The sequence below is a fragment of the Chroococcidiopsis sp. CCNUC1 genome, from assembly GCF_023546805.1.
GTDB classification, from domain to species: Bacteria; Cyanobacteriota; Cyanobacteriia; order Cyanobacteriales; family Chroococcidiopsidaceae; genus Chroococcidiopsis; species Chroococcidiopsis thermalis.
Window position 1 is genome coordinate 5,671,179 of the sequence record NZ_CP097480.1, and the last position, 21,120, is coordinate 5,692,298.

Genomic DNA, 21,120 nt, shown 5'->3' on the forward strand with positions numbered 1-21,120 from the left:
TCAGCACTAAGGCGATTTCGATCGCAACCGATATGGGACTTCCTGCCAGAATAGCTTAATTGCGATCGCGCCGCTAATCAACTGAATGCCACCAAATACAGCCAGCGATACTCCAAATCCAAACCGTAACAATTCTCCGAATATTAAGCTGCCAATACCAAATCCCGTAAACAAGACAAATACTTTCAGTCCCATTGTTTGACCTAAACTATTGCTATCTCCCAAGTCAGTCACGATACCCACAAATAAAGGTTGCGTCAGGTCGTACCCCAAAGATAAGATAAGCACTGCGATCGTCGTTCCAATCGGGGGAATCTCAAAAATCATTGCAATTCCCGCTAAGGCTGCCATAATTAATCCTGCTGGAACCAACCAACGCCGTCCCCAACGATCCACGGCTCGACCAATTAGAGAACTGAGCAGCAACCCAGGAATACCATAGCCGAGAATAGTCAGACCAATGCTCAATGCATCCATGTTGTAGCGTTGCGACAAGTACAACCCCAGCCAGGTATACACGCCAGAGTGGTAGATGCCGTTCCATAAAACATAGGCATAAGTCCGTTTGCCGCGAAAACTGCTTAAGATCTGGCTATAGCCTCTAAATATCTGGCGAATCGTCGGTAATTTTTCTACTTTGGCTGTATCGAATAAAGCGCCGTAAAGATGCAGCCGCCAAAGGACGAAAGCAGCGAAAACAGCCGTCCCGATAAATAGCGATCGCCACCCAATAAACGGTTCGAGAATCGCGCCACCCGCAGAACCCGCTGCCATTCCCCCTTCCATAGCTGCGAAAACCAGCCCTAATTTGCTACCTCGTTGGTTGAATGGAAACAAATCGCCAATTAAGGCAAACGTGAGTGGAATTACTCCACTAGCTCCCAGTCCTGTCAGCAGTCGCCAAATTACCATTTGCGAAGCTGTTTGAGCTGTTGCAGTCAAAGCCGTGCAGATGACAAAAATGATGAGCGAGATGCGAATCACCGACCATCTGCCAAATCGATCTGACAGCACGCCGTAGAACAATGCCATCAGCGCGTAAGCCAGCATATAGGCTGGAACGATAATGCCAATTTCTTGAACTGGAACGTTAAAGACTTCCGCCAAACGCGGAATCAGGGGAGCGATCGTATATCCTTGCAGAAAAATTAGACCCGCCGCCAGCGAGAGTAAGGCAAATAGGCGGTTATGCTGCTTTAAACGAATCGTGCGATCGACTGCTTCAGCGTGAGGTAAATGCTCAAGATGTTCTTTGCGGTTTGACATGGGTTTTGAGTATTTCAACTCACTGCCCACTCTAAATGTCTAGATGCTAAAAACTTAGTATCTAGCTTGGAGAGCCAAAGCCAAAAATTGGCAGAGCAATGATTGTCACAAAAGTTAAAGTTTCATGACAATTATGTTACCATCACTTGCTTTTCTACCTTGAGAATTTCAGTCTTTAGGTATACCCTCAACGGTTCCACTACCAGCAATAACCTCTCCAATTGCAAACGCTTCGACATCTTGAGAGTCAAACCACCGCAGCGTCTCTTCTACAGCTTGGGGAGGAACGATCGCCACGTAGCCAATCCCCATATTAAAAGTATTGAACATCTCCTTCTGACTGACTCCACCAACTTTCGCCAGCCACTGAAATACTGGGGGAATTGTCCAACTGTTCGCATCCACGCGAATCGATTGTCCCTTATCCAAGCAACGGGGTAAATTTTCCGGTATTCCCCCACCCGTAATATGTGCCATTGCATGAATTTCGATCCCAGATGCGATCGCGCCCAATACGGGCTTGACATAAATCCGCGTTGGTGTTAAAAAAACTTCTCCCAAACTTTGACCGGAAAACTCTTCTGGGCGATCGCTCCAAGCATATCCCCCCACCTCAACAATTTTCCGCACCAAGCTGTAACCGTTACTGTGGACACCTTGACTGGCAAGCGCGATCGCCACATCGCCTATTTGTACCCTAGAACCATCGAGTAACTTGCTCTTATCCACAATTCCAACACAAAAACCCGCTAGATCGTACTCTCCTACCTGATAAAAACCAGGCATTTCAGCGGTTTCACCCCCCAACAGCGCACACCCCGCCTTTTGACATCCCAAACTGATGCCGCTAACTACCTGTGTCAGTTGCTCCGAGTTGAGCTTTCCCGTTGCTAAATAATCCAAGAAAAACAGCGGTTCTGCCCCAGAAGTCAGTACATCATTCACGCACATCGCCACTAAATCAATTCCTACCGTGTCGTGACGGTTGAGCGCGTGAGAAAGTTTCAATTTTGTGCCGACTCCATCTGTCCCAGAGACTAAAACTGGCTCCGTGTAACCGCTAGGGAGTTGAAAATAACCTCCGAAACCTCCCAATCCCCCAATCACTTCTGGGCGATGGGTGCGATGCACGAGCTGGCGAATGCCTTCAACAAATGCTCTACCAGCTTCAACATTAACCCCTGCTGCTCGATAATCCATGCTGCCAGTTTCCTCAATGCGGCAGATAGCTCCGCTTCACGCATCAGCATTTTATCTTAATTTTGCTGCGCGACAGCATTAGCATTCTACGTGTTGCTTGAGGGCGATCGCCTGTTTAAATATCACTTTATAGCTAAAAAGTTAAGTTTTAAACCAATATTTATTTACTTTTACTCTTTTTTAAGTATTTTAAGTAATATTAATTTTATTAAAAAATAATTTATTTGGTTAGAGAGACAGAAAAGCTGATTTTGCCTCTCTGTAAAGGTTTTATGCTTTGCTTTACAAAAACTTTTTATTAAAATTAACAATTTCCCCTTGACATTACCGATCCTCAATGCAAAAACTTCGTGGTAGTCTGTTGCAGTTGAAACTTCAACATAAAAGCGTAATGAGTACGAGTTAGTGGGTCAGTTTGAGACCATTCAGTGGTGTCCCCGCGTAACTCTTGCCGAAGTCGAGGAGTGCAATTCACAACGGAAGCATGAAAAAGCAAATTTTATTAACAACCGTTGCTCTGCTTACTACTGCCGTAGGCGTACCCCTGTCATGTTATGCAGAATCGCTGAATGCAGATTCTTCAAGAGATAACAGACAGGAGATCTCCTCAGCAGTGCAGGCTCAACCGCAGAATGTTGAGAAAGTAGGCGAAACCCAGTCCAGAGGCGAATCTAAAGCTAAAGAAGCCACGGTCGCCAGAATCCAACCCCACGAAAGGGGCGATCGCCAAGCAGTGACGCTGTACGTGCGTAACATACCCGTACTGACGTTTTTAGGCGACAAACAAGCAGCAAAAACTACCAAAGTCGGACAAACCCAGAGTGCCGAAAATGCTGCTGACAAAACAACCCAAGTAGCAACAACAGGCAAGTTACCCAGCATCGAACCAACTTCAGCGAATAATGCCCCCATTTGGCAGGCAGCAGCAGTAGCAGCTAGACTCAACCAAATAAGTGCAGATGGTGTCGATGCCAGCAAAATTACAGTCAAATGGAAAGACACTGGCAAATCTAATGCTCAAAAAGCATCAGAACGCTATGAGATTGCCATCGACGGCAGAAAACTAGTAGCAGTTGATGCGGATACCAGACTACCAGAGCAGAATAAGAAAAAACTATCAGACGAGGCATTACAAGCCACTAACCGCTTGCGGCGACTCTTAGGGAATGCTCCGCCCCTCAAAGAAGTGGCAGGAATGCCAGAACCCAAGCGATCGCAGCCACAAAATATAGCTTTCGCACCAGTGCGTGCCGTCCTGAATGGAGTTGCCTCTTGGTACGGTCCTGGTTTCCACGGCAATCGCACGGCTAACGGCGAAACTTACAACCAAAATGCCCTTACTGCTGCCCACAAAAGCTTACCCTTCGGGACGCGGGTACGAGTCACCCACACGGGAACGGGTCGCTCAATTGTAGTCCGCATCAACGATCGCGGTCCCTACATTGGCGGTCGCATTATCGACCTCTCCGCCGCCGCCGCCCGCGTCCTCGGCATAGCTAGTTCGGGTGTTGCCCCCGTGCGAGTTGAAATCTTGGGAAGATAGGGGAGCGAGGAGGAGCCAGCGCGCTGGCTCCTCCTCACCCCACACCCCTCTTCCGATCTGCTCTACAATAGAGTCGGGTTGAGACTAAAACAGAGGGGGTATTGGTGCGTCTGTTTGCAACAGTTGCAGCATTACGCTGTTACTTAAGCGTGTTGAAAGCAGAAGCTAAGCGAAATCTAGCCGCTTCAGCTGAGATTACCGTCGGTTTAGTTCCGACGATGGGTGCTTTACACGCCGGACATTTAAGCTTGATGCAACGGGCGCGGCAGGAAAATGACATTGTGGCGGTCAGCATTTTTGTCAACCCGCTGCAATTCGGTCCCACAGAAGATTATCAACAATACCCGCGTCAGCTAGAAAGCGATCGCCAACTCTGCGAGCAAGCAGGCGTTGACATTATCTTTGCTCCCACTGCCGAGGATCTGGGGATTGGGGAGAGAGTAAAGGGAGACAAGGGAGAGGGGGAGACAAGGGAGACAAGGGAGAGGGGGAGACAAGGGAGACAAGGGAGACAAGGGAGTAATTACCAATTACCAACTACCAACTACCAACTACCAACTCACCCAAATTATTCCACCCCAGAAATGACCTCAGTATTGTGCGGTGAATCGCGTCCAGGGCATTTTCAGGGTGTGGCGACGATCGTGACTAAATTGTTAAATATTGTCCAGCCGAGCCGAGCGTATTTTGGTCAGAAAGACGGACAGCAGTTAGCCATTATTCGGCGGTTAGTGCGAGATTTAAGTTTACCAGTCGAGATTGTCGGCTGTCCTACAGTGCGGGAAGCATCGGGGTTGGCAATGAGTTCTCGCAATCAGTATTTAACCCCAGAACAAAGAGAACGAGCATCATATATATATCGCGGTTTGCAGCACGCTCAAGCAGCTTTTATCGCTGGAAAGCGCGATCGCCAAACTTTATTAACAACTGTAGAGCAAGTACTTGCGCTGGCTAAGGGAGTGGCAGTAGAGTATCTGGAGTTAGTACATCCTGATACGTTACGACCAGTGAATAGAGTAGAGGAAGCAGGCACGATCGCGGTTGCCGCACGAGTAGGAACGACGCGGTTAATCGACAATATAATTTTGCGCGATCGCCAGCCGATTGTCGCCATTGATGGTCCGGCAGGAGTCGGCAAATCAACTGTATCGCGGTCGGTAGCGCGGGAGTTGGGGTTAGTCTACCTCGATACGGGAGCTATGTACCGCGCCTTAACGTGGTTGGTTTTAGAGTCGGGAATTTCAGTTACGGATCGGTGTGCGATCGCGGAATTAGCAAATCGGTGCGAAATTCAACTGGCTGCTAGCCTAGATGCAGCGCAACCCGTAAGAGTTTGGATTAACAATCGCGAAGTGACTTCAGCGATTCGCAGTTTGGAAGTAACGGCAAATGTATCTGCGATCGCGGCAATTCCAGAAGTGCGACACGTTTTAGTCAAGCAACAGCAGCAGTGGGGACAAAAAGGCGGCTTGGTGGCGGAAGGACGAGACATCGGCACGCAGGTTTTTCCCGATGCCGACCTGAAAATTTTCTTGACGGCTTCCGTGCAAGAAAGAGCTAAACGGCGGCAGCAAGACTTTTTAGCTCAGGGACAGCCACAGGTGAGCTTGGAACAACTAGAACGGGATATTGCCGCGCGAGATTGGCAGGATAGCAATCGCGAGGTTGCGCCATTAAAAAAAGCTGCTGGGGCAGTTGAGATTATTACTGATGGCAAGAGTATTACTCAAGTCATTGCAGAAATTGTCTCGCAGTACGACCAAGTTTTTGCGAGAACCGATCAACGCGGCTGAAATTCCACTACATCTCGCCTAATCGTTACGTCATAATCTTCAAAGAAGTTCTGTCCCAATAGTGGATCTCCTTCAGTAATCGAAACTTTTGGTTCGCGAACTATAGCCTTGCCGACACTCATTGAAGCTACCTGTCCAATGGGGAATTCTACTATATCGCCATTGGCAATTTGTGCTTTGTGCGTACCAATTGGAACGACTCCTAACGCTTGTGCCATCTCCGTCGTGATTGTGGTTTGAGAAGCCCCAGTATCTAAAAGCATCTCAAATTTTTGCTGACCGTTAAAAGTTACGTCAATAACTGGTATTCCACTTTCACGACGCTTGATTTTTGCTTGAAATTCGCTAGCGTGAGCCGAATTTTTTTTTGGTAGACCGCAAACAGTAGATAAGTCAATTGTCTGTCCGGCAGAGTCAAGCATAAAACATCCATCTGCTTCTTGAGCGATCGCGGTTGTCTGAAATAGAGCTATTCCAGCAAGGGGAAGAAACAGCCTCAGTAATTGTTTCATATATGGTCAAATAGAAATTTTAGATAAAGCTGACAATAAATTTGTCATTGGTCATTTGGTAAAGATGAAGCACAAATGACTGGGTAGCAGCTATTGAACATCACCAAATTTATCCGGTGCGGCTGAATTGTAATTAGCAGTAGCTACTTATAGTTCTAGGAGCGCATCTCTATTTATTAAAATAAGCTTAAAATTTTGGGAATTCTTCCGTGATCCTGCTAGTCGGATTATGAAGATATTACAGATTTATTAAAAGCTGTGGCTTCGGGTTTCACCTATTGAGGCTAAAAGCAGAGGCGATCGCCTCACAGCAACCGCCTCACAGCAACCAGTTATGGGTTACTTCCGACTGCTGCCTGCTGCTTTTAAGCCTATGTCGTGAGAGTGAGAATAAATTAGCCAGAAAGAGAATGAAGAATTAACATCCATAGTTGATAAAATTAAGTATGACGAATTGTCAAACCTGTTTGGAGAAGGTCATGAAACTATTTGCTGCAACTTTGCGGCGCTTGGGTTTAGCTGTTTTAACCATTGTTTTGGTTGCTAGTAGCTTTGCATTCTTTTCTGCCCCTGCCGCTGCTGAAACTTTTCAAGTTAAGTTAGGTACAGATAAAGGGATGCTGGCGTTTGAGCCATCCAAGCTGACTGTAAAGCCAGGGGACACCATTGAGTTTGTAAACAACAAAGTGCCTCCCCACAACGTTGTTTTCGATACAGCTGGCACTCCTAACAAGAGTGCGGATCTGGCAAAATCTCTGTCCCACAAGCAACTACTGATGACCCCAGGTCAATCAGTTTCAACCACTATTCCCGCTGATGCTCCTGCTGGGGACTACACCTTCTACTGCGAACCTCATCGTGGTGCTGGAATGATTGGTAAAGTTACGGTTGCTAGCTAGAAAGATAGCTACATCCTACTGGGAATAACCGAGCCATCTATATATCGTATAACAAGCCAAATGCCTCAGAGAGTCACCACCAATGACTTTCGAGGCATTTAAACTATGAACCGTTCGCAAAATTGTTTAAAGTCGCTCAAAATGAAAAAGAACTTAGCATAAGAACTACAAAAATGACACTGCCACCAGGTCTAAATAGTTCTGGGTTGTTAAGATATTAGCGTACGTATAAGGCGATATTATTTTGACTTTTGACTTTTAACTTTTGACTTTTTCAAAACTGTCTCGACCAATTTTGTCGCCAGCGCTCTACAACAACTTTAGTCTGGGTAAAAAATTCAACTGCATGGTGTCCCTGTCCGTGCAAGTCCCCAAAGAAACTTTCCTTCCAACCGCTAAAGGGAAAAAATGCCATCGGTGCGGCAACACCAATATTAATCCCGATATTACCAACTTCTGCTTCGTAGCGGAATTTTCGTGCGGCTGCACCAGAGGAGGTAAATAGGCAAGCCATGTTACCATACTGACCGCTGTTGATAAACTGAATCGCCGCTTCTATGCTGTCGAGGTGAATCAGTCCTAAAACGGGACCAAAAATTTCAGTACGGGCGATCGCACCTGCTGGATCGATATCTTGTAAAATTGTCGGTTTAATAAAATAACCATCAGGATAATCAGAAATTAGCGATTCTCGACCATCTACTAATGGTTTTGCCCCTGCGGCGATGCCTTGCTCTACTAAGTGCTTAATTCTCGACTGACTTTCAGCTGTAATTACGGGTCCCATCTGTACGCCTGAATCTAAGCCGTAACCGACAACGCGAGAAGTTGCAGCTTGAGCGATCGCCTCTGTAAATGTTTTTCCTGCTTCTCCTACCGTCACCGCTAACGAAGCCGCCAAGCAACGCTGTCCCGCACAACCGAAAGCGCTATCAGCAACAATTCGAGTAGTCATGTCTATGTCTGCATCTGGCAATACGATGATTGGGTTTTTTGCCCCTCCTTGACATTGGGCGCGTTTGCCGTTAGCAGTGGCACGACTGTATACGTATCGAGCCACAGGTGTAGAACCGACAAAACTAATCGCCCGAATCACTGGAGAATCTAAAATCGCATCGACAACTTCTTTTGCACCGTTAACCAAATTGACAACACCCTTTGGTAGTCCCGTTTGTTCTATCAGGTGCATGACTTTTTGCATTGTCAGCGGGACTTTCTCTGAAGGTTTGATGATATATGTATTACCACAGGCGATCGCATAAGGTAAAAACCAAAACGGGATCATTCCCGGGAAATTAAACGGTGCAATAACTGCGGCAACTCCTACAGGTTGGCGGATGACAAATTCGTCAATTCCTTTAGCAATATCTTCCGAGTACTGTCCCTGCATCAAAATTGGGATACCGCAGGCAACTTCCACATTCTCAATTGCTCGACGCATTTCCCCTTTTGACTCTTCTAGAGTCTTGCCACATTCTTGAGTAATTGTCCGAGCGATGTCTTCAAAATTTTCGTCTAATAGAGCTTTGAGTTTAAATAAATATTGGATTCGCTCCGTGGCTGGCGTGCGTCGCCAACTGCTAAAAGCGTTAGCAGCAGCGGTAGCGGCTCGATCTACGTCGGCGGATGTCCCCAAGGGAACTTGAGCGAGTAACTCGGTTGTGGCAGGATTGATGACTTCTAGATATTCATTTGCACTAGAGTCGCACCATTCACCGTTAATGTAGTTTTGGAGAATTGCGGCGGAACTCATAGTCATCACCTGGTTATTAGCTGCGATCGCTAAATCATATTTTACATAAGTAGGGGCGCACAGATGTGCGCCCCTACCCGTGCGCCCCAATGCTTATTTACGATTTAACGTGTTGTCTTAATTATTCTGAAAATGGCGATCGCTTATTTAGCACCCATCTCGACAACGGCACTACGCATAAAATTAAGCCGCTGCTCAAATTCAAGCTGTTTGATTTGCTCTACAAACTCATTTGTTTCTGCGGGTGGTTCGTAATCAGATGGTACGCCAATAATTCTACCGTCTTCCATTCCTTGTGCTAAGCGCAACCAAAGATCTAATTTGCCACTAGAAGCCAAAGCACTGTAGGCACGGCTAAGATCTGTGTCAGCACGATTAACAATATCGCGCTGTGCTTGCAGCTGTTCTTCTTGTGAGAGTGCAACAAATTGATCGAATACTGCTGCTGCGGTATCCTGTGTGGAAGTCTCGTTTGCAGGTGTTAGCTTATCTTTAAGATCGAGATACCCAAACCACAACAATCCAAGTTTGGTATCGGCATCATAACGGTTAAACTGCTCTAGCGATCGCTTTGTACTTTCATCAGTCGCGTAAGTCATAAAACTCTCCGATTGCAATAATTGCTGCTTGCTAGCTGGCGAGGTAAACTTTTGTAACCTCTCTCATAGTTTTAGTGCAGCGATCGCCTCACTTAACCTTGCTAGAGACAGATATGGAGATTTCAACTTACGACAGATGAATTTGTTATTTATCATTTGTGAGTAGCTAGCCACCAGCGTTCATCGCCACTCTTCACTACTTACTTAACTTACTTATCACTACTTACTTAACTTACTTATTATTTAAGGCAGCGATCGCCAATGCACCCCACCCAGCAATAAAAGCTGCTCCTCCTAGTGGAGTAATTGCACCGACGACCTTAATTCCTGTTAAGCTTAAGGCGTACAAACTGCCGGAAAAAATTAGAATTCCAATCATAAAATTCCAGCCAGCGGCTATTAATGCAGGCTGAGCAAATTCTTCGCCACTGGTTCTAATTAATAAAGCCACGAATAGAAGTGCTAGAGCATGATACATTTGATATCTAGCACCAGTTTCAAAAATTTCTAGCGATCGCTCAGTTAATTTTTCTTTTAGAGCATGAGCGCCAAAGGCTCCTACACCAACAGATAAACCACCAAATATAGCAGCGATCGCCAGAAAGAATTGACCCATCAGCCAATAACCTATATTCCAGACTTTCTTATTATTTCATCTCTTAATTCAAGGACTCGCTGGCTTTATAATTAATTCCGATTTGGAAATCATTTTCGAGTTGCTTCTATTAAACGAGAAAAATAGAAGCGAGTCTTTGTCATTGCCTGACGCTGCACGGAAAAACCGTTTTTTTCTAAAATTTTGATGACTGTTGATGCTGGGTGTAAATAAGCACGGGTAGCTTTACTTGCACCAGGAAAGAAACTACCAACTTTTTTCAGCAAACTAAGCGCAAAAGTTTTTGGGGCAAAGCTCAAAATTATGCGCGTCTGTGCTAAAGAACAAAGATGAGAAATCATTTGCTCTACTTGTTCTTGAGGATAATGGATTAAAACATCAAGACAAATCACAGTATGATAGCGATCGCTTAGTGTTTCTAAATCTTGCACGGTCAGAGTCAGATTCTTGACCAAATCTCCCAATTCTGCTCTAGCTTTGTCTTTGGCTTCTGCTACCATCATTTCTGATAGATCGCTAGCGTACACCCTAGCACCTGCCTGCGCCAGAGGAATGCTGAGGCTACCCACTCCACATCCTGCATCGCAAATAGATATTTCTGACAAATTGCCATCTGCTTGCAACCAACCAATAACAGTATCTACAGTTTGTTGGTGTCCGTTGCGAATATCGAGTTGGACTTTGTTAACGTCATTGGTAATACCATAAATCCGTCGCCAGCGATCGAATCCCGTTGTATTGAAATATTCTTTAACAATCGTTTTATCGTCTGTTGCAGTCATATAGATAGGTTATTATTTTGGTTCACAAACCTTAAATTTATCACTATATGTCACTGCAATCTCTTCCACGTCAGTTCTTTGCTGTCTGGTTTTATCTGCCAGCGTAGGAGTTGATGAAAGGGAGTACCGAGTTGAATTGTGGGAAGATCGATCGCCTGTCGCGGTACGGTGGTGGCAAGTGCGATCGCTGTATCTACGTCACAAAGATCCCAGCGAACTAGGTTCTGGACTCCTACGAGTAGTGGTAGAGTCGTACCAGTCAAAGTACCATCGAACAGTCTAGCCGTACCGTTTTTCACGTCTATTTGCCGCGTATCCCAAGGATAAACACCGTCTGAAAGCCCCAGAGGTGCTAAGGCATCGCTGACAAGAAAGATTCCTCGTTCGTAACAGCCAGCGCGAAGTAATACTTGAATCATTGTGGGGCAAATATGTTGTCCGTCAGCAATTAACCCACATTTCACATGAGGATGTACCAAGGCAGCACCTAACAATCCAGGTTCTCTGTGGTGGAGTCCCGGCATGGCATTAAAAGCATGAGTCACCATTGTTGCCCCTAGTTTAAAGGCTTGTTCCGCCTGAGTTGCCGTGGCAAGCGAATGCCCGAGGCTGACTGTTATACCGAGAGAACGCAAATAGGTTATGGCTTCGCCCGTGGGATCTAATTCTGGGGCAAGGGTGATAACTTTGACTATACGAGCGTATTCGCCTAAAAGTTGCTGAATGTATGGAATTGTCAGCGGTAATAAATATTCTGCTGGATGAGCGCCGCGCTTTTGTGGGTTTAAAAATGGTCCTTCAAGGTGGACTCCTAAAACTTGGGCAGTTGGTAGAGATGTGGTTTGCCGCTGCATATAGTTAGCAATAACAGCTAGCGATCGCTGTATATCTTCTACAGAAGTCGTCACTAATGTGGGTAAATAAGCATCTATGCCTTGTTGCCACCAGTATTCAGAGATTTTTTGCAGTTTATCGATATCGGTCGGTTGCAAATCTGTAAATGCTAAGCCTAGCGCCCCGTTAATCTGCAAATCGACTCCACCCAAAGATATCCAATCTGCTGCTAAATTGATAATTTGCAAATCGGCAGGCGGAATTTTTTTAATAAATCGATCCATTGGTTCAATTGCGGAAATTTGACCGTGTAGATCGATCCGAATTCCCTGCAATTGCGCGTAACCAGGCACGCGAGCGTTGATAATATCTACTGCATGAGTCATCGAGCGGTCACCCTTATCCAAAAAATCTATCTAAATTCCAGTGCCAATTTAGTTTATAACTAACCCTATCTCTCTATTTCTCGCCAGGTCGAACCAATGCATTCCTCACTCCTCATCCCTCACTCCTCACTCCTCTTATGACTCAACCCCAAATTGGCATTATTATGGGTAGCGACTCCGATCTGCCGACAATGCAAGATGCGATCGCAGTTTGCGAAGAATTTGCTTTAGCCGTAGAAGTGGCGATCGTTTCTGCCCACCGTACCCCAGAACGAATGGTAGAGTATGCCCAATCTGCTCATCAACGCGGACTCAAAGTTATTATTGCTGGTGCTGGTGGTGCTGCCCATTTACCAGGTATGGTTGCTGCTCTCACACCCCTACCCGTGATTGGCGTTCCCGTAGCTAGCCGTCACTTACAGGGGCTAGATTCGCTTTATTCAATCGTGCAAATGCCTGCGGGGATTCCTGTAGCTACAGTGGCGATCGGTAATGCGAAAAATGCTGGCTTGTTAGCCGTACAAATTTTGGCAGCTCATCAACCAGAGTTATTGACAAAGGTACAAAAATATCGTCAAAGCTTGGCAAATACTGTGATGGAAAAGCAAGCAAAGTTAGAACAGATAGGTTATCAAAAATACATAGCTAATTTGTAGTTCACGATCTCCGAGTTTGTGCTGAAAGCATGAATAACAGTCATCTCGCCCTGCATACAAACAACAGGTATCAGATAACAGGTATCGAACAACAGGTAATATTTCGTTCAAAGGAAGATCCTTTTTTTGTTCGCTGCTTTACGTTAAGCCAGATAAGCGATAAATTGAATCCGAGTAGCTCTTAGCTCTGTTCAATACTTATGGCGATCGACAAGGGCTAACTATCAATTGAAACCACGGACATTCTAGTTAAGCGCGAGTGATGTCTATGATGCAAAGGTAAGTGCAACCAAAATGCTTGCTTACCTAAATATACTTAGCGATATGCAATAAAATATACTGAAATTTAAAGGGTTGGACGGAGATGGAGCGATCTGAAGTCAAGTCACTGAGAGCGCATCAGTTCAAGCACTCAGTTTGACTCAATCCCTTTACTGGCAATACTTTTGCCCTAGTTGCATTGTTTGAATTTTCTGGGCTGTATTTTGCTGTATTTAGATTTGTCAGGAAATCTTGATTTAATGTAACTAATGATACAGAATCAAAAATAGAAAAAATACAAAATCTTAATTCTAATACACAACAAGCTAATGGTTTTCACGGGTAAAAGTGTTAACTTCAATCTGCCCCTACTGGTGTATACATACTTTTTTGTAGATTTAAACCTACAGCAATGAGTAGCGCCAAGTTTTGTGGTAGTTAGCTTACAACTGAAAAAACACCACGAGATCGACAGCATCTGGTTATTGAGTTTAAATATAGCCGCTTCTGAATCGAGAATTGGTAGCTAATCAGCCACTTTATAGAGTTTTTGCCCGCTTGAGGATAGTTACAAGTGATGATGTTAAAACTAAGACCCAAAAATAAACGCAGAATAAATAGAAAGCGGCTACCTGCTGCTGGAATGAAGCGTTTATCTCAGCATACATCTCTATTCACGCAGCTAAAGTTAGCGGTGAAGCGATTGTCTCCTTCTTGGCAGGCTTGCATTCCCCTAACAGTAGTTATTGTGCTGGCGTGGGGTTATGCCGCAGTTGCCCAAGATGCCGCACCTGCAAGTCAAGATAAAGTAGCGGAGGAATTACAAAATCTCAAGGTAGGAATAGATACTCTTTGGGTGTGTATTGCTGCTTTTTTAGTGTTTTTTATGAATGCTGGTTTCGGGATGTTGGAAACTGGCTTTTGCCGTCAGAAAAACGCTGTTAACGTCTTGTCAAAAAACCTAATCGTATTTGCCCTTTCTACCGTGGCGTTTTGGGCAATTGGATTTGGTTTAATGTTCGGCGATGGCAATCCCTTCGTTGGTACGACGGGCTGGTTCTTAGCGGGAGCAGATAACAGTCCGGCAACGGCAGATGCATACAAAGGCGTGTTTGGTGCGCTCAACTGGGCAGGAGTACCCTTGCTTGCCAAGTTCTTGTTCCAACTTGTATTCGCTGGTACTGCTGCTACGATTGTTTCGGGTGCTGTAGCGGAACGGATCAAGTTTGTTGACTTCTTAATCTTTAGCGTATTGTTAGTCGGGGTTGCGTACCCAATTACAGGTCACTGGATTTGGGGTGGCGGTTGGTTGGCAAAAGCTGGATTCTGGGACTTTGCTGGTTCCACTGTAGTCCACTCTGTAGGTGGTTGGGCGGCTTTGATGGGTGCGGCGTTCTTAGGACCCAGGATCGGTAAATACCAAAATGGCACTTCAGTCGCCATGCCCGGGCATAACATGAGTATTGCCACTCTAGGCTGTTTAATTCTGTGGTTGGGCTGGTTTGGTTTCAACCCTGGTTCTACGATGGCAGTCAGCCCCAGTATTGCTCATATTGCAGTCACGACTAACCTAGCTGGTTCTATGGGTGGTATCGCTGCTACTATTGTTGCTTGGCTTTACTTAGGTAAACCTGACTTGTCCATGATTATCAACGGGATTCTGGCGGGTTTGGTAGCAATTACTGCTCCTTGTGCTTTTGTTAGCGTGCCTTGGTCGGCGGTAATTGGTCTAATTGCTGGTATCATCGTTGTTTTCTCCGTTACCTTCTTCGACAAAATCAAAATTGATGACCCTGTAGGTGCAACCTCCGTTCACCTTGTCTGCGGTATATTCGGGACTCTGTGCGTAGGTTTATTTGCTGAAGGTCCAGGTGGAGCGCTGAACTTGTATGAAGACGGATTGGGACCTGCGAGAGGATTGCTGCTCGGTGGTGGTTTCTCACAACTATGGGCGCAGTTCATCGGTATCATCACCGTTGGTGGTATGACTGTCCTGTTATCTACTATCTTTTGGCTAGCGCTGAAAGCAACTTTGGGAATTCGCGTGACTGCCGAAGAGGAATTTGAAGGCTTGGATATTGGCGAACATGGTATGGAAGCATACAGTGGCTTTCTCAAAGAAACTGATGTGACTGGGTTTGCTGATACTAGTGCTACTAATATGGGTAAGCGAGCTGGCGATGTATCCAGCAATCCTTACTAGGCTTTTTAACTAAACTTTTTCTAGTTCGTAGCTAGTTAAGTAAAAATAGCCTGCTGTCAGTTTCAATCCAATTGAAACTGACAGCAGGTTTTTTATCGCTCTATCGCAAGGGGGATGACAGCAGGTAAAATGTATTTCTGAACACAGAATCGTGGCTTAGATATTGATGGAATGGTATCCACGCGGCATAGATGAAATTGTTTTACAACTGTTGGAAGTCTAAGGAAAAATCAGTGTTGCAAAAAGTTTCGCTCGCGATCGCCATTGTCTTGGGGCTAATATTCTCACTTGCGGGGCAGGCAATTGCTGCACCGAGTGACGCAAATGCAGCGATCGCCAACGCGCAAACCGCAGCAGATACGGCATTTATGCTGATGTCGGCTGCTTTAGTCTGCTTCTATGCCGTTACTTTTAAAGCAAAGTTGCAATTTGACGATTCCCTCGATACTTTTCCCGTACATGGTGTGGGCGGAACAGTGGGCGCAATTCTCACGGGTATCTTCGCTACTACGGAAGTTAATTCAGCTGGTAAAGATGGTTTGTTACGGGGAAATTTCAACCAGTTTATCGTTCAAATTGTTGCAGTTTTAATTGCTTACGCGATCGCCGCGATCGGGACTTTTATCTTAATGAAAATTTTGGATATTACTGTAGGACTGCGACTCAAACCAGAAGCAGAACTTCAAGGTATGGATATTAGCGAACACGGTGAAGAAGGCTACAATGAAGAGTTTGGCGAACGACTGTCATTTACCGAGCCAAAGTGACAAATTATTCAGAGCGCAGATTGAATCTTTCTCGTGTTTCGATTGAGTTAGCATCACAGTTCAGTCTAGCTTTGCCTGAGCTACTAATAGGGATTTAGTCATGCTATATCCCTGTTTTTTGCTGTACAAAATCTGCACGAACTCAATGAATTGTGCGTTGAAGGGCTGGGAAAATCTTGACAAATCAGATAGCTACCATATTTATACTGATTTTATTAGTAACTACTCTATCGGTTTTAGGGAAATTTACTGTTATCGATCTAAATTAGCGTGAAGTAGTCTGAAGAAGTGGACCAGGTTATAAGTTGCCTGAGCCAAAAAGCTCAGGCGATTTCTTCTCGGTTTCTCGCGTAGAAAGATATGTATAATCAAGTTTTCCTGAGAGCCATTCTTGCTATTTCATCGCGCAAACAGTAAGCTGTTCTCTCTGTGAAAACTTTTACTCATTTTAGCCGATCCATATACTGCTTGATATATAAAATTTCAAACTTTACAGAAACATTGAAATTCTATAGCGTTTTCCATGCAGGTGTAATACATGCGTAGGGGCGCACAGCTGTGCGCCCCTACAGATCTATGTACCTCATCCCCTGTCTGACCCAAAAGCGAAATTTCAGCAGGTAGACAGGTATGTTACAATGCTTTGAGGTTGAGTTCGTCTAATGACTCAAAACGATCGCGGGATGTAGCGCAGCTTGGTAGCGCACTTCGTTCGGGACGAAGGGGCCGCTGGTTCGAATCCAGTCATCCCGATTTTATCAATGCAATCTGGTGCGATCGCTAGAATTATTCTGAGATGGTTCAGTTCAACTATTGAATTAACTGCGGATAAATCTGTCGCCAAGCTAATACGGTAAAAACGCTCAACCACAAGAGTAACCACACAACCTGTAAATACCAGAATTGAGGCAAACCCAGCGACCAACGCAGCAGGTCAACTAGTGCTGATAAGGGTAAGATATTAGCAACATAACCCAACACTGGTGGGAGAGTATTGCGCGGGAAGTATGTCCCACAAATGGTAAACATGGGGACAACAAATAAGAAGATCGGCACGTTAATTTGATCGACAGTCCGCACCGTACCCGCAGTAAACAGCCCTAGCGCACCAAATAGCATACTACCCAAGATAATTAAAGGTAGAGATCCTAGCAAATGCCAACCCGAGTATAGCCCTAAACTCATTGCAACTAGACCGGTCAGTATTCCTGCAATCGAGCCTTTCGTCGTTGCCCACAACCAATCGCCTAAGAAGACTTCAGTAAAACTCAGAGGTGCGGTGAGTAGTGCTTGCCATGTTTTTTGGTAACTCAAACGGATGAAACTACCGAAAGAACCTTCAAAAAAAGATTGAAAGAGTACTCCTACTGCAATCATGCCGGGGGCAATAAATTGTAAGTAGCTAACGGTTTGCCCTTGATAAGTTACATCGCCAATCAGAGGGGTTAAACCGTAGCCGAAGGCAATTAAATAGATTAAAGGCTCGGATAATGGTGGCAAACTGTTAACTAACCAAGTTTTTTGATACACCTTGGCATGACGACGCCAGACAGAATATATACCCCAAGCCGTAACTGAAATCCGTTTCATGCCAGTGCTGTTCCTGTCAGTCGTAAGAAAACATCTTCAAGATTAGTGGGACGACGAATGGGCGGAGTTGGTGTTATGGTATGGATCTGCTGCCAAAATTGGGGATCTGCTGGTAGCCCAAGTAAATAGCTATTGCCAAATGGGTGATACCAAGTACCTGCTTGTTGGGCAAGCTGTTGAATCGTAGATTCAGGAATCCCGATAATTTCCGCCACTTCTAAACCTACTGTACGTTCGATTAACTCTGCGGGCGTGCCGCGATCGAGAATTTTGCCCTGCTGGAGTAACAACAAGCGATCGCACAGCCGTTGCGCTTCATCCATATAATGAGTTGTCAACAGTACCCCACAACCGTTTTGTTTTAATTGCAGTACCAAACGCCAAAAATCTTGTCGTGCATTTGGGTCGAGTCCTGTTGTCGGCTCGTCGAGAAATACGACTTGAGGATGGTTAATCAAAGCGCGTGCTAGCACCAACCGCCGCTTCATCCCACCTGAAAGTTCGTCAACCAGGGAACTGCCACGGTCTTCTAATCCTACCAGAGCCAACAATTCCCCGGCACGTTGACGTGCTGCCGCTCCAGTAATTCTATAGTGGTGGGCGAAATAAGTTAAATTTTCCCAAACTGTAAAGTCAGGGTCGAGATTGTCTTCTTGGGTGACAATTCCCATTTTTGCTCTAGCTGCTCGTCCCTGCAACTGAATTTTATTTTGCCCTAACTGGACGAAGCCGCGATCGGGTCTGACAGAACCATAAAGCATTCTCACAATCGTCGTTTTTCCCGCACCGTTGGGACCGAGCAAGCCTAAAATCTCTCCTGGATTGAGGGTGAAGTTGACTCCCTGTACGACTGGGCGATCGCGATAGGATTTCCACAGGTCGTAGGCTGCGAGCGCTACCGCTTCAGTTTGTGACGATCTAGCAATGCTAGTCATAGATTGTGGTGCTGACTTAGGGCTGTTGTTGGCAGATAGCTCGAACAAATCGTGCTAACTCCTTTGTAATACATTGTAGTATAGCAGGGGATTATTGTATGTCTAGCAGGGAAGATGATTCTAACTAATGGTAGAATTTTCTGTCAGTTGTCAGCAAACAGGAGTCAGGAGTCAGGAGTCAAGAGTCAGGAGTCAGAAGTCGGAATTAGGAATTAAATTCTCCCTCTGCTCGTGCGCTCGTGCGCTCGTGCGCTCCCTGGTAAAATTAGATGGCAAAAAAAGAGAACGTTAGAATCAAAATTCTCGCTACGGGACTTGCGATCGGTTCGTGTATTGTCCCCCTACAAGCACAAGCAAAAACTCCTTTCAGTCAGATCGTCGTGTTTGGCGATAGTCTTTCCGATACGGGGAATACATTTCAAGCTACAGGCATTCCTCCCAGTCCGCCGTACTCTGAAGGACGTTTCTCTAACGGTTCGATCTGGATAGATTATCTGGTAGACAATTTAGGGTTAAGTCGCGATCGCCTTACGAATTACGCTTTTGGCGGAGCCACGACTGGCAAGAATAATACTACTGCCCCACTACCTCCCAACACGCCTCCTTTACCAGGATTGCAGCAGCAGCTAGAGAATTTTAAAGCTCAGCATCCCAAAGCCGATCGCAGAGCGCTTTATGTTATATGGGTGGGAGCAAATGACTATTTAGGAGGTGGAGTCACCGATCCGTTCGTACCAGTTAACAATATTACATCAGCAGTAAGTACTCTCGCAGAGCGCGGGGCAAGACATATTTTAGTAGTAAATTTACCAGATTTGGGGCGCATTCCCGCTACTAGAAATAATCAAGAAATTGCTAACACCCTGAATGCTTTGACTCAATTCCACAACACTGGCTTGGCAGCAACTTTGCAAGTCTTGGATAAGAGAACCAATACTAATATTGTCTCAGTGGACGTGAATTCTCTATTCAGACGAGCGATCGCCAATCCATCTGAGTTTGGGCTTACCAATGTCACCGATACTTGCTTGACTCGAACAAGCGTATGCAGCAATCCTAACGAATATCTCTTCTGGGACAATTTGCACCCCACAACTGGAGTCCATGCATTAGTAGGAGAATTAGCTTTATCTAGCCTCAAATCTGCATCTACTGCTAAATCATCTTCTGAATCATCAACTGCTGGATTAAACGCATTCATGTTGGCTACCCTCGGCACTGCGGCAGGGACTACGGTATCGCTATACAAGAACAAGAGATAAGGAACAATTATCGAAGATCGATGGAGTTAATCGCTCAGCCCTTGTTACTGTAGAGGCATTGCAGATAACATCTCTACACCTCATTCTCATTCATCCTTCGTGTCTAACTACGATCGCCTATTTACCACTATCGAAGAATTAGTCATGCATCACTCTCCCAGTGGAGTCGAGGCAGAGATTAATCAATTCTTGCTCGATCGCTTCTCTGCCTTGGGGGTAGAAGTGTGGCTAGATCGTGCTGACAATATTATTGCCAAAATTCCTGGGCGAGATCCTCAAGGTGCGATCGCGATTACTGCCCACAAAGATGAAATTGGCGCAATTGTCAAGAGTGTGGGCGATGATGGGTGCGTAGAAGTTAGAAAACTAGGCGGTGCTTTCCCTTGGGTATATGGCGAAGGAGTCGTGGATCTGCTGGGAGACAACGAAACTATTAGCGGCATTCTCAGCTTTGGTTCTCGCCACGTTTCCCACGAGTCGCCCCAAAAAGTGCAGCAGGAAGATACGCCTGTAAGATGGGAAGATGCCTGGATTGAAACTATGCGTACTCCTGAAGAACTCGCAGCTGCGGGAGTTCGTGCGGGTACGCGGATGGTAATTGGCAAGCATCGCAAGCGTCCGATCGGATTAAAAGACCATATTGCCAGCTACACTTTAGATAACAAAGCTTCCGTTGCGATCTTGCTGGCTTTAGCTGAGAGAATTAAACAACCAGCAGTAGATATCTATTTGGTAGCTTCTGCAAAAGAAGAAGTGGGAGCAATTGGGGCGCTATATTTCACGCAGCAGCAACGCTTGGATGGATTAATCGCCTTAGAAATCTGCCCTCTCTCTTCAGAGTATCCAATTCAGTCTGGGGAAGCGCCCGTAATTTTGTCTCAAGATGGTTATGGAATTTACGATGAAGGTTTGAACCAACAACTGCGTCATGCAGCAGAAGCAAAGAATGTTCCCTTGCAGTTAGCAACCCTCAGCGGGTTTGGCAGCGACGCTTCAATCGCCATGAAATTCGGACACGTTGCGCGTGCTGCGTGTTTGGCATTTCCAACCCAAAACACTCACGGATATGAAATTGCTCATTTAGGAGCGATCGCTAACTGTATTGAAATTCTCCAATGTTTTTGTGAAACACAATTTGATAGTTAGTCATTTGTCATTTGTGAGTCGTTAGTAACCTTTTACTCCAATACATTTCAGTTAAAAGCGATCTATCCTCGAAGATCCCCCAGCCCCCTTGGAAAAGGGGGAAACAAAGCCCCCTTG

17 protein-coding genes, 1 tRNA gene and 1 pseudogene are annotated in these 21,120 nt (G+C 45.5%); 9 read left to right on the forward strand and 10 right to left on the reverse strand.

Features of this window, described 5'->3' with window-relative positions:
- Window positions 1–6 precede the first annotated feature (6 nt).
- Together M5J74_RS26245 and purM are read right to left on the reverse strand one after the other, a co-directional pair.
- On the reverse strand, window positions 7–1,266 hold the full coding sequence (locus tag M5J74_RS26245; RefSeq protein ID WP_106217681.1) for an MFS transporter: 1,260 nt from the start codon (window positions 1,264–1,266) through the stop codon (window positions 7–9).
- Window positions 1,267–1,434: 168 nt separating this feature from the next.
- Window positions 1,435–2,466 carry a phosphoribosylformylglycinamidine cyclo-ligase gene (gene purM, locus M5J74_RS26250; protein WP_015157415.1) on the reverse strand — a complete coding sequence of 344 codons (1,032 nt, stop codon included), beginning with the start codon at window positions 2,464–2,466 and terminating at the stop codon, window positions 1,435–1,437.
- A gap of 484 nt (window positions 2,467–2,950) precedes the next feature.
- On the opposite strand from purM, the gene M5J74_RS26255 reads away from it, so the two are divergent.
- Both M5J74_RS26255 and M5J74_RS26260 read left to right on the forward strand, forming a co-directional pair.
- Entirely contained in the window at window positions 2,951–4,009 is a 1,059-nt protein-coding gene (locus tag M5J74_RS26255; protein WP_106217682.1) for a septal ring lytic transglycosylase RlpA family protein, read from the forward strand.
- Between the two features lie 218 nt (window positions 4,010–4,227).
- A complete protein-coding gene (locus M5J74_RS26260) occupies window positions 4,228–5,802 on the forward strand; it encodes a bifunctional pantoate--beta-alanine ligase/(d)CMP kinase (protein ID WP_371934087.1) in 1,575 nt (524 codons plus the stop codon).
- On the opposite strand, the gene M5J74_RS26265 is transcribed toward M5J74_RS26260, so the two are convergent.
- A complete protein-coding gene (locus tag M5J74_RS26265; protein WP_106218046.1) occupies window positions 5,790–6,314 on the reverse strand; it encodes a TIGR02281 family clan AA aspartic protease in 525 nt (174 codons plus the stop codon). The two genes, M5J74_RS26260 and M5J74_RS26265, sit on opposite strands and share 13 nt — an antisense overlap.
- 479 nt (window positions 6,315–6,793) lie before the next feature.
- Here M5J74_RS26265 and petE point away from each other — a divergent pair, with 479 nt between their 5' ends.
- Window positions 6,794–7,213 carry a plastocyanin gene (gene petE, locus M5J74_RS26270; protein ID WP_015157412.1) on the forward strand — a complete coding sequence of 140 codons (420 nt, stop codon included), beginning with the start codon at window positions 6,794–6,796 and terminating at the stop codon, window positions 7,211–7,213.
- Window positions 7,214–7,487: 274 nt separating this feature from the next.
- On the opposite strand, the gene M5J74_RS26275 is transcribed toward petE, so the two are convergent.
- From M5J74_RS26275 to nagA, 5 genes are all read right to left on the reverse strand, one after another.
- The gene (locus M5J74_RS26275; RefSeq protein WP_015157411.1) at window positions 7,488–8,966 is read right to left on the reverse strand and encodes a CoA-acylating methylmalonate-semialdehyde dehydrogenase; all 1,479 of its coding nucleotides are present in this window, start codon (window positions 8,964–8,966) and stop codon (window positions 7,488–7,490) included.
- 143 nt (window positions 8,967–9,109) lie between these two features.
- Complete coding sequence (locus M5J74_RS26280) at window positions 9,110–9,565, reverse strand: orange carotenoid protein N-terminal domain-containing protein (protein ID WP_015157410.1); 456 nt, start codon at window positions 9,563–9,565, stop codon at window positions 9,110–9,112.
- Window positions 9,566–9,797: 232 nt separating this feature from the next.
- Window positions 9,798–10,181: a DUF423 domain-containing protein gene (locus M5J74_RS26285; protein WP_015157409.1), complete on the reverse strand. Its 384-nt coding sequence runs from the start codon at window positions 10,179–10,181 to the stop codon at window positions 9,798–9,800.
- An 89-nt stretch (window positions 10,182–10,270) separates the two neighbouring features.
- Window positions 10,271–10,963: a magnesium protoporphyrin IX methyltransferase gene (gene bchM / locus M5J74_RS26290; RefSeq protein ID WP_015157408.1), complete on the reverse strand. Its 693-nt coding sequence runs from the start codon at window positions 10,961–10,963 to the stop codon at window positions 10,271–10,273.
- 50 nt (window positions 10,964–11,013) lie between these two features.
- Window positions 11,014–12,183, reverse strand: a complete 1,170-nt coding sequence (nagA, locus tag M5J74_RS26295) for an N-acetylglucosamine-6-phosphate deacetylase (protein ID WP_371934088.1) — start codon at window positions 12,181–12,183, stop codon at window positions 11,014–11,016.
- A 137-nt stretch (window positions 12,184–12,320) separates the two neighbouring features.
- Here nagA and purE point away from each other — a divergent pair, with 137 nt between their 5' ends.
- The 4 genes and pseudogenes from purE (at window position 12,321) to M5J74_RS26315 (ending at window position 16,823) form a co-directional block, all read left to right on the forward strand.
- Window positions 12,321–12,839, forward strand: a complete 519-nt coding sequence (gene purE, locus M5J74_RS26300) for a 5-(carboxyamino)imidazole ribonucleotide mutase (protein WP_015157406.1) — start codon at window positions 12,321–12,323, stop codon at window positions 12,837–12,839.
- A gap of 904 nt (window positions 12,840–13,743) precedes the next feature.
- Entirely contained in the window at window positions 13,744–15,303 is a 1,560-nt protein-coding gene (locus M5J74_RS26305) for an ammonium transporter (RefSeq protein ID WP_051033315.1), read from the forward strand.
- Window positions 15,304–15,686: 383 nt separating this feature from the next.
- A pseudogene (locus M5J74_RS26310) lies at window positions 15,687–16,070 on the forward strand (ammonia channel protein); the annotation flags it as partial.
- A 679-nt stretch (window positions 16,071–16,749) separates the two neighbouring features.
- Window positions 16,750–16,823, forward strand: a tRNA-Pro gene (locus M5J74_RS26315).
- A 57-nt stretch (window positions 16,824–16,880) separates the two neighbouring features.
- On the opposite strand, the gene M5J74_RS26320 is transcribed toward M5J74_RS26315, so the two are convergent.
- Window positions 16,881–17,660, reverse strand: a complete 780-nt coding sequence (locus M5J74_RS26320; protein ID WP_106168361.1) for an ABC transporter permease — start codon at window positions 17,658–17,660, stop codon at window positions 16,881–16,883.
- Complete coding sequence (locus M5J74_RS26325) at window positions 17,657–18,595, reverse strand: ABC transporter ATP-binding protein (protein WP_041462657.1); 939 nt, start codon at window positions 18,593–18,595, stop codon at window positions 17,657–17,659. The genes M5J74_RS26320 and M5J74_RS26325 overlap by 4 nt, the downstream gene beginning before the upstream one ends.
- A gap of 269 nt (window positions 18,596–18,864) precedes the next feature.
- Between M5J74_RS26325 and M5J74_RS26330 the strand changes: the two genes are divergently transcribed.
- Together M5J74_RS26330 and M5J74_RS26335 are read left to right on the forward strand one after the other, a co-directional pair.
- Window positions 18,865–19,857: an SGNH/GDSL hydrolase family protein gene (locus M5J74_RS26330; RefSeq protein WP_015157402.1), complete on the forward strand. Its 993-nt coding sequence runs from the start codon at window positions 18,865–18,867 to the stop codon at window positions 19,855–19,857.
- 99 nt (window positions 19,858–19,956) lie between these two features.
- Window positions 19,957–21,003 (forward strand): M42 family metallopeptidase, encoded by a 1,047-nt coding sequence (locus M5J74_RS26335; RefSeq protein WP_250014164.1) that lies wholly within the window; start codon window positions 19,957–19,959, stop codon window positions 21,001–21,003.
- Window positions 21,004–21,120 lie beyond the last annotated feature (117 nt).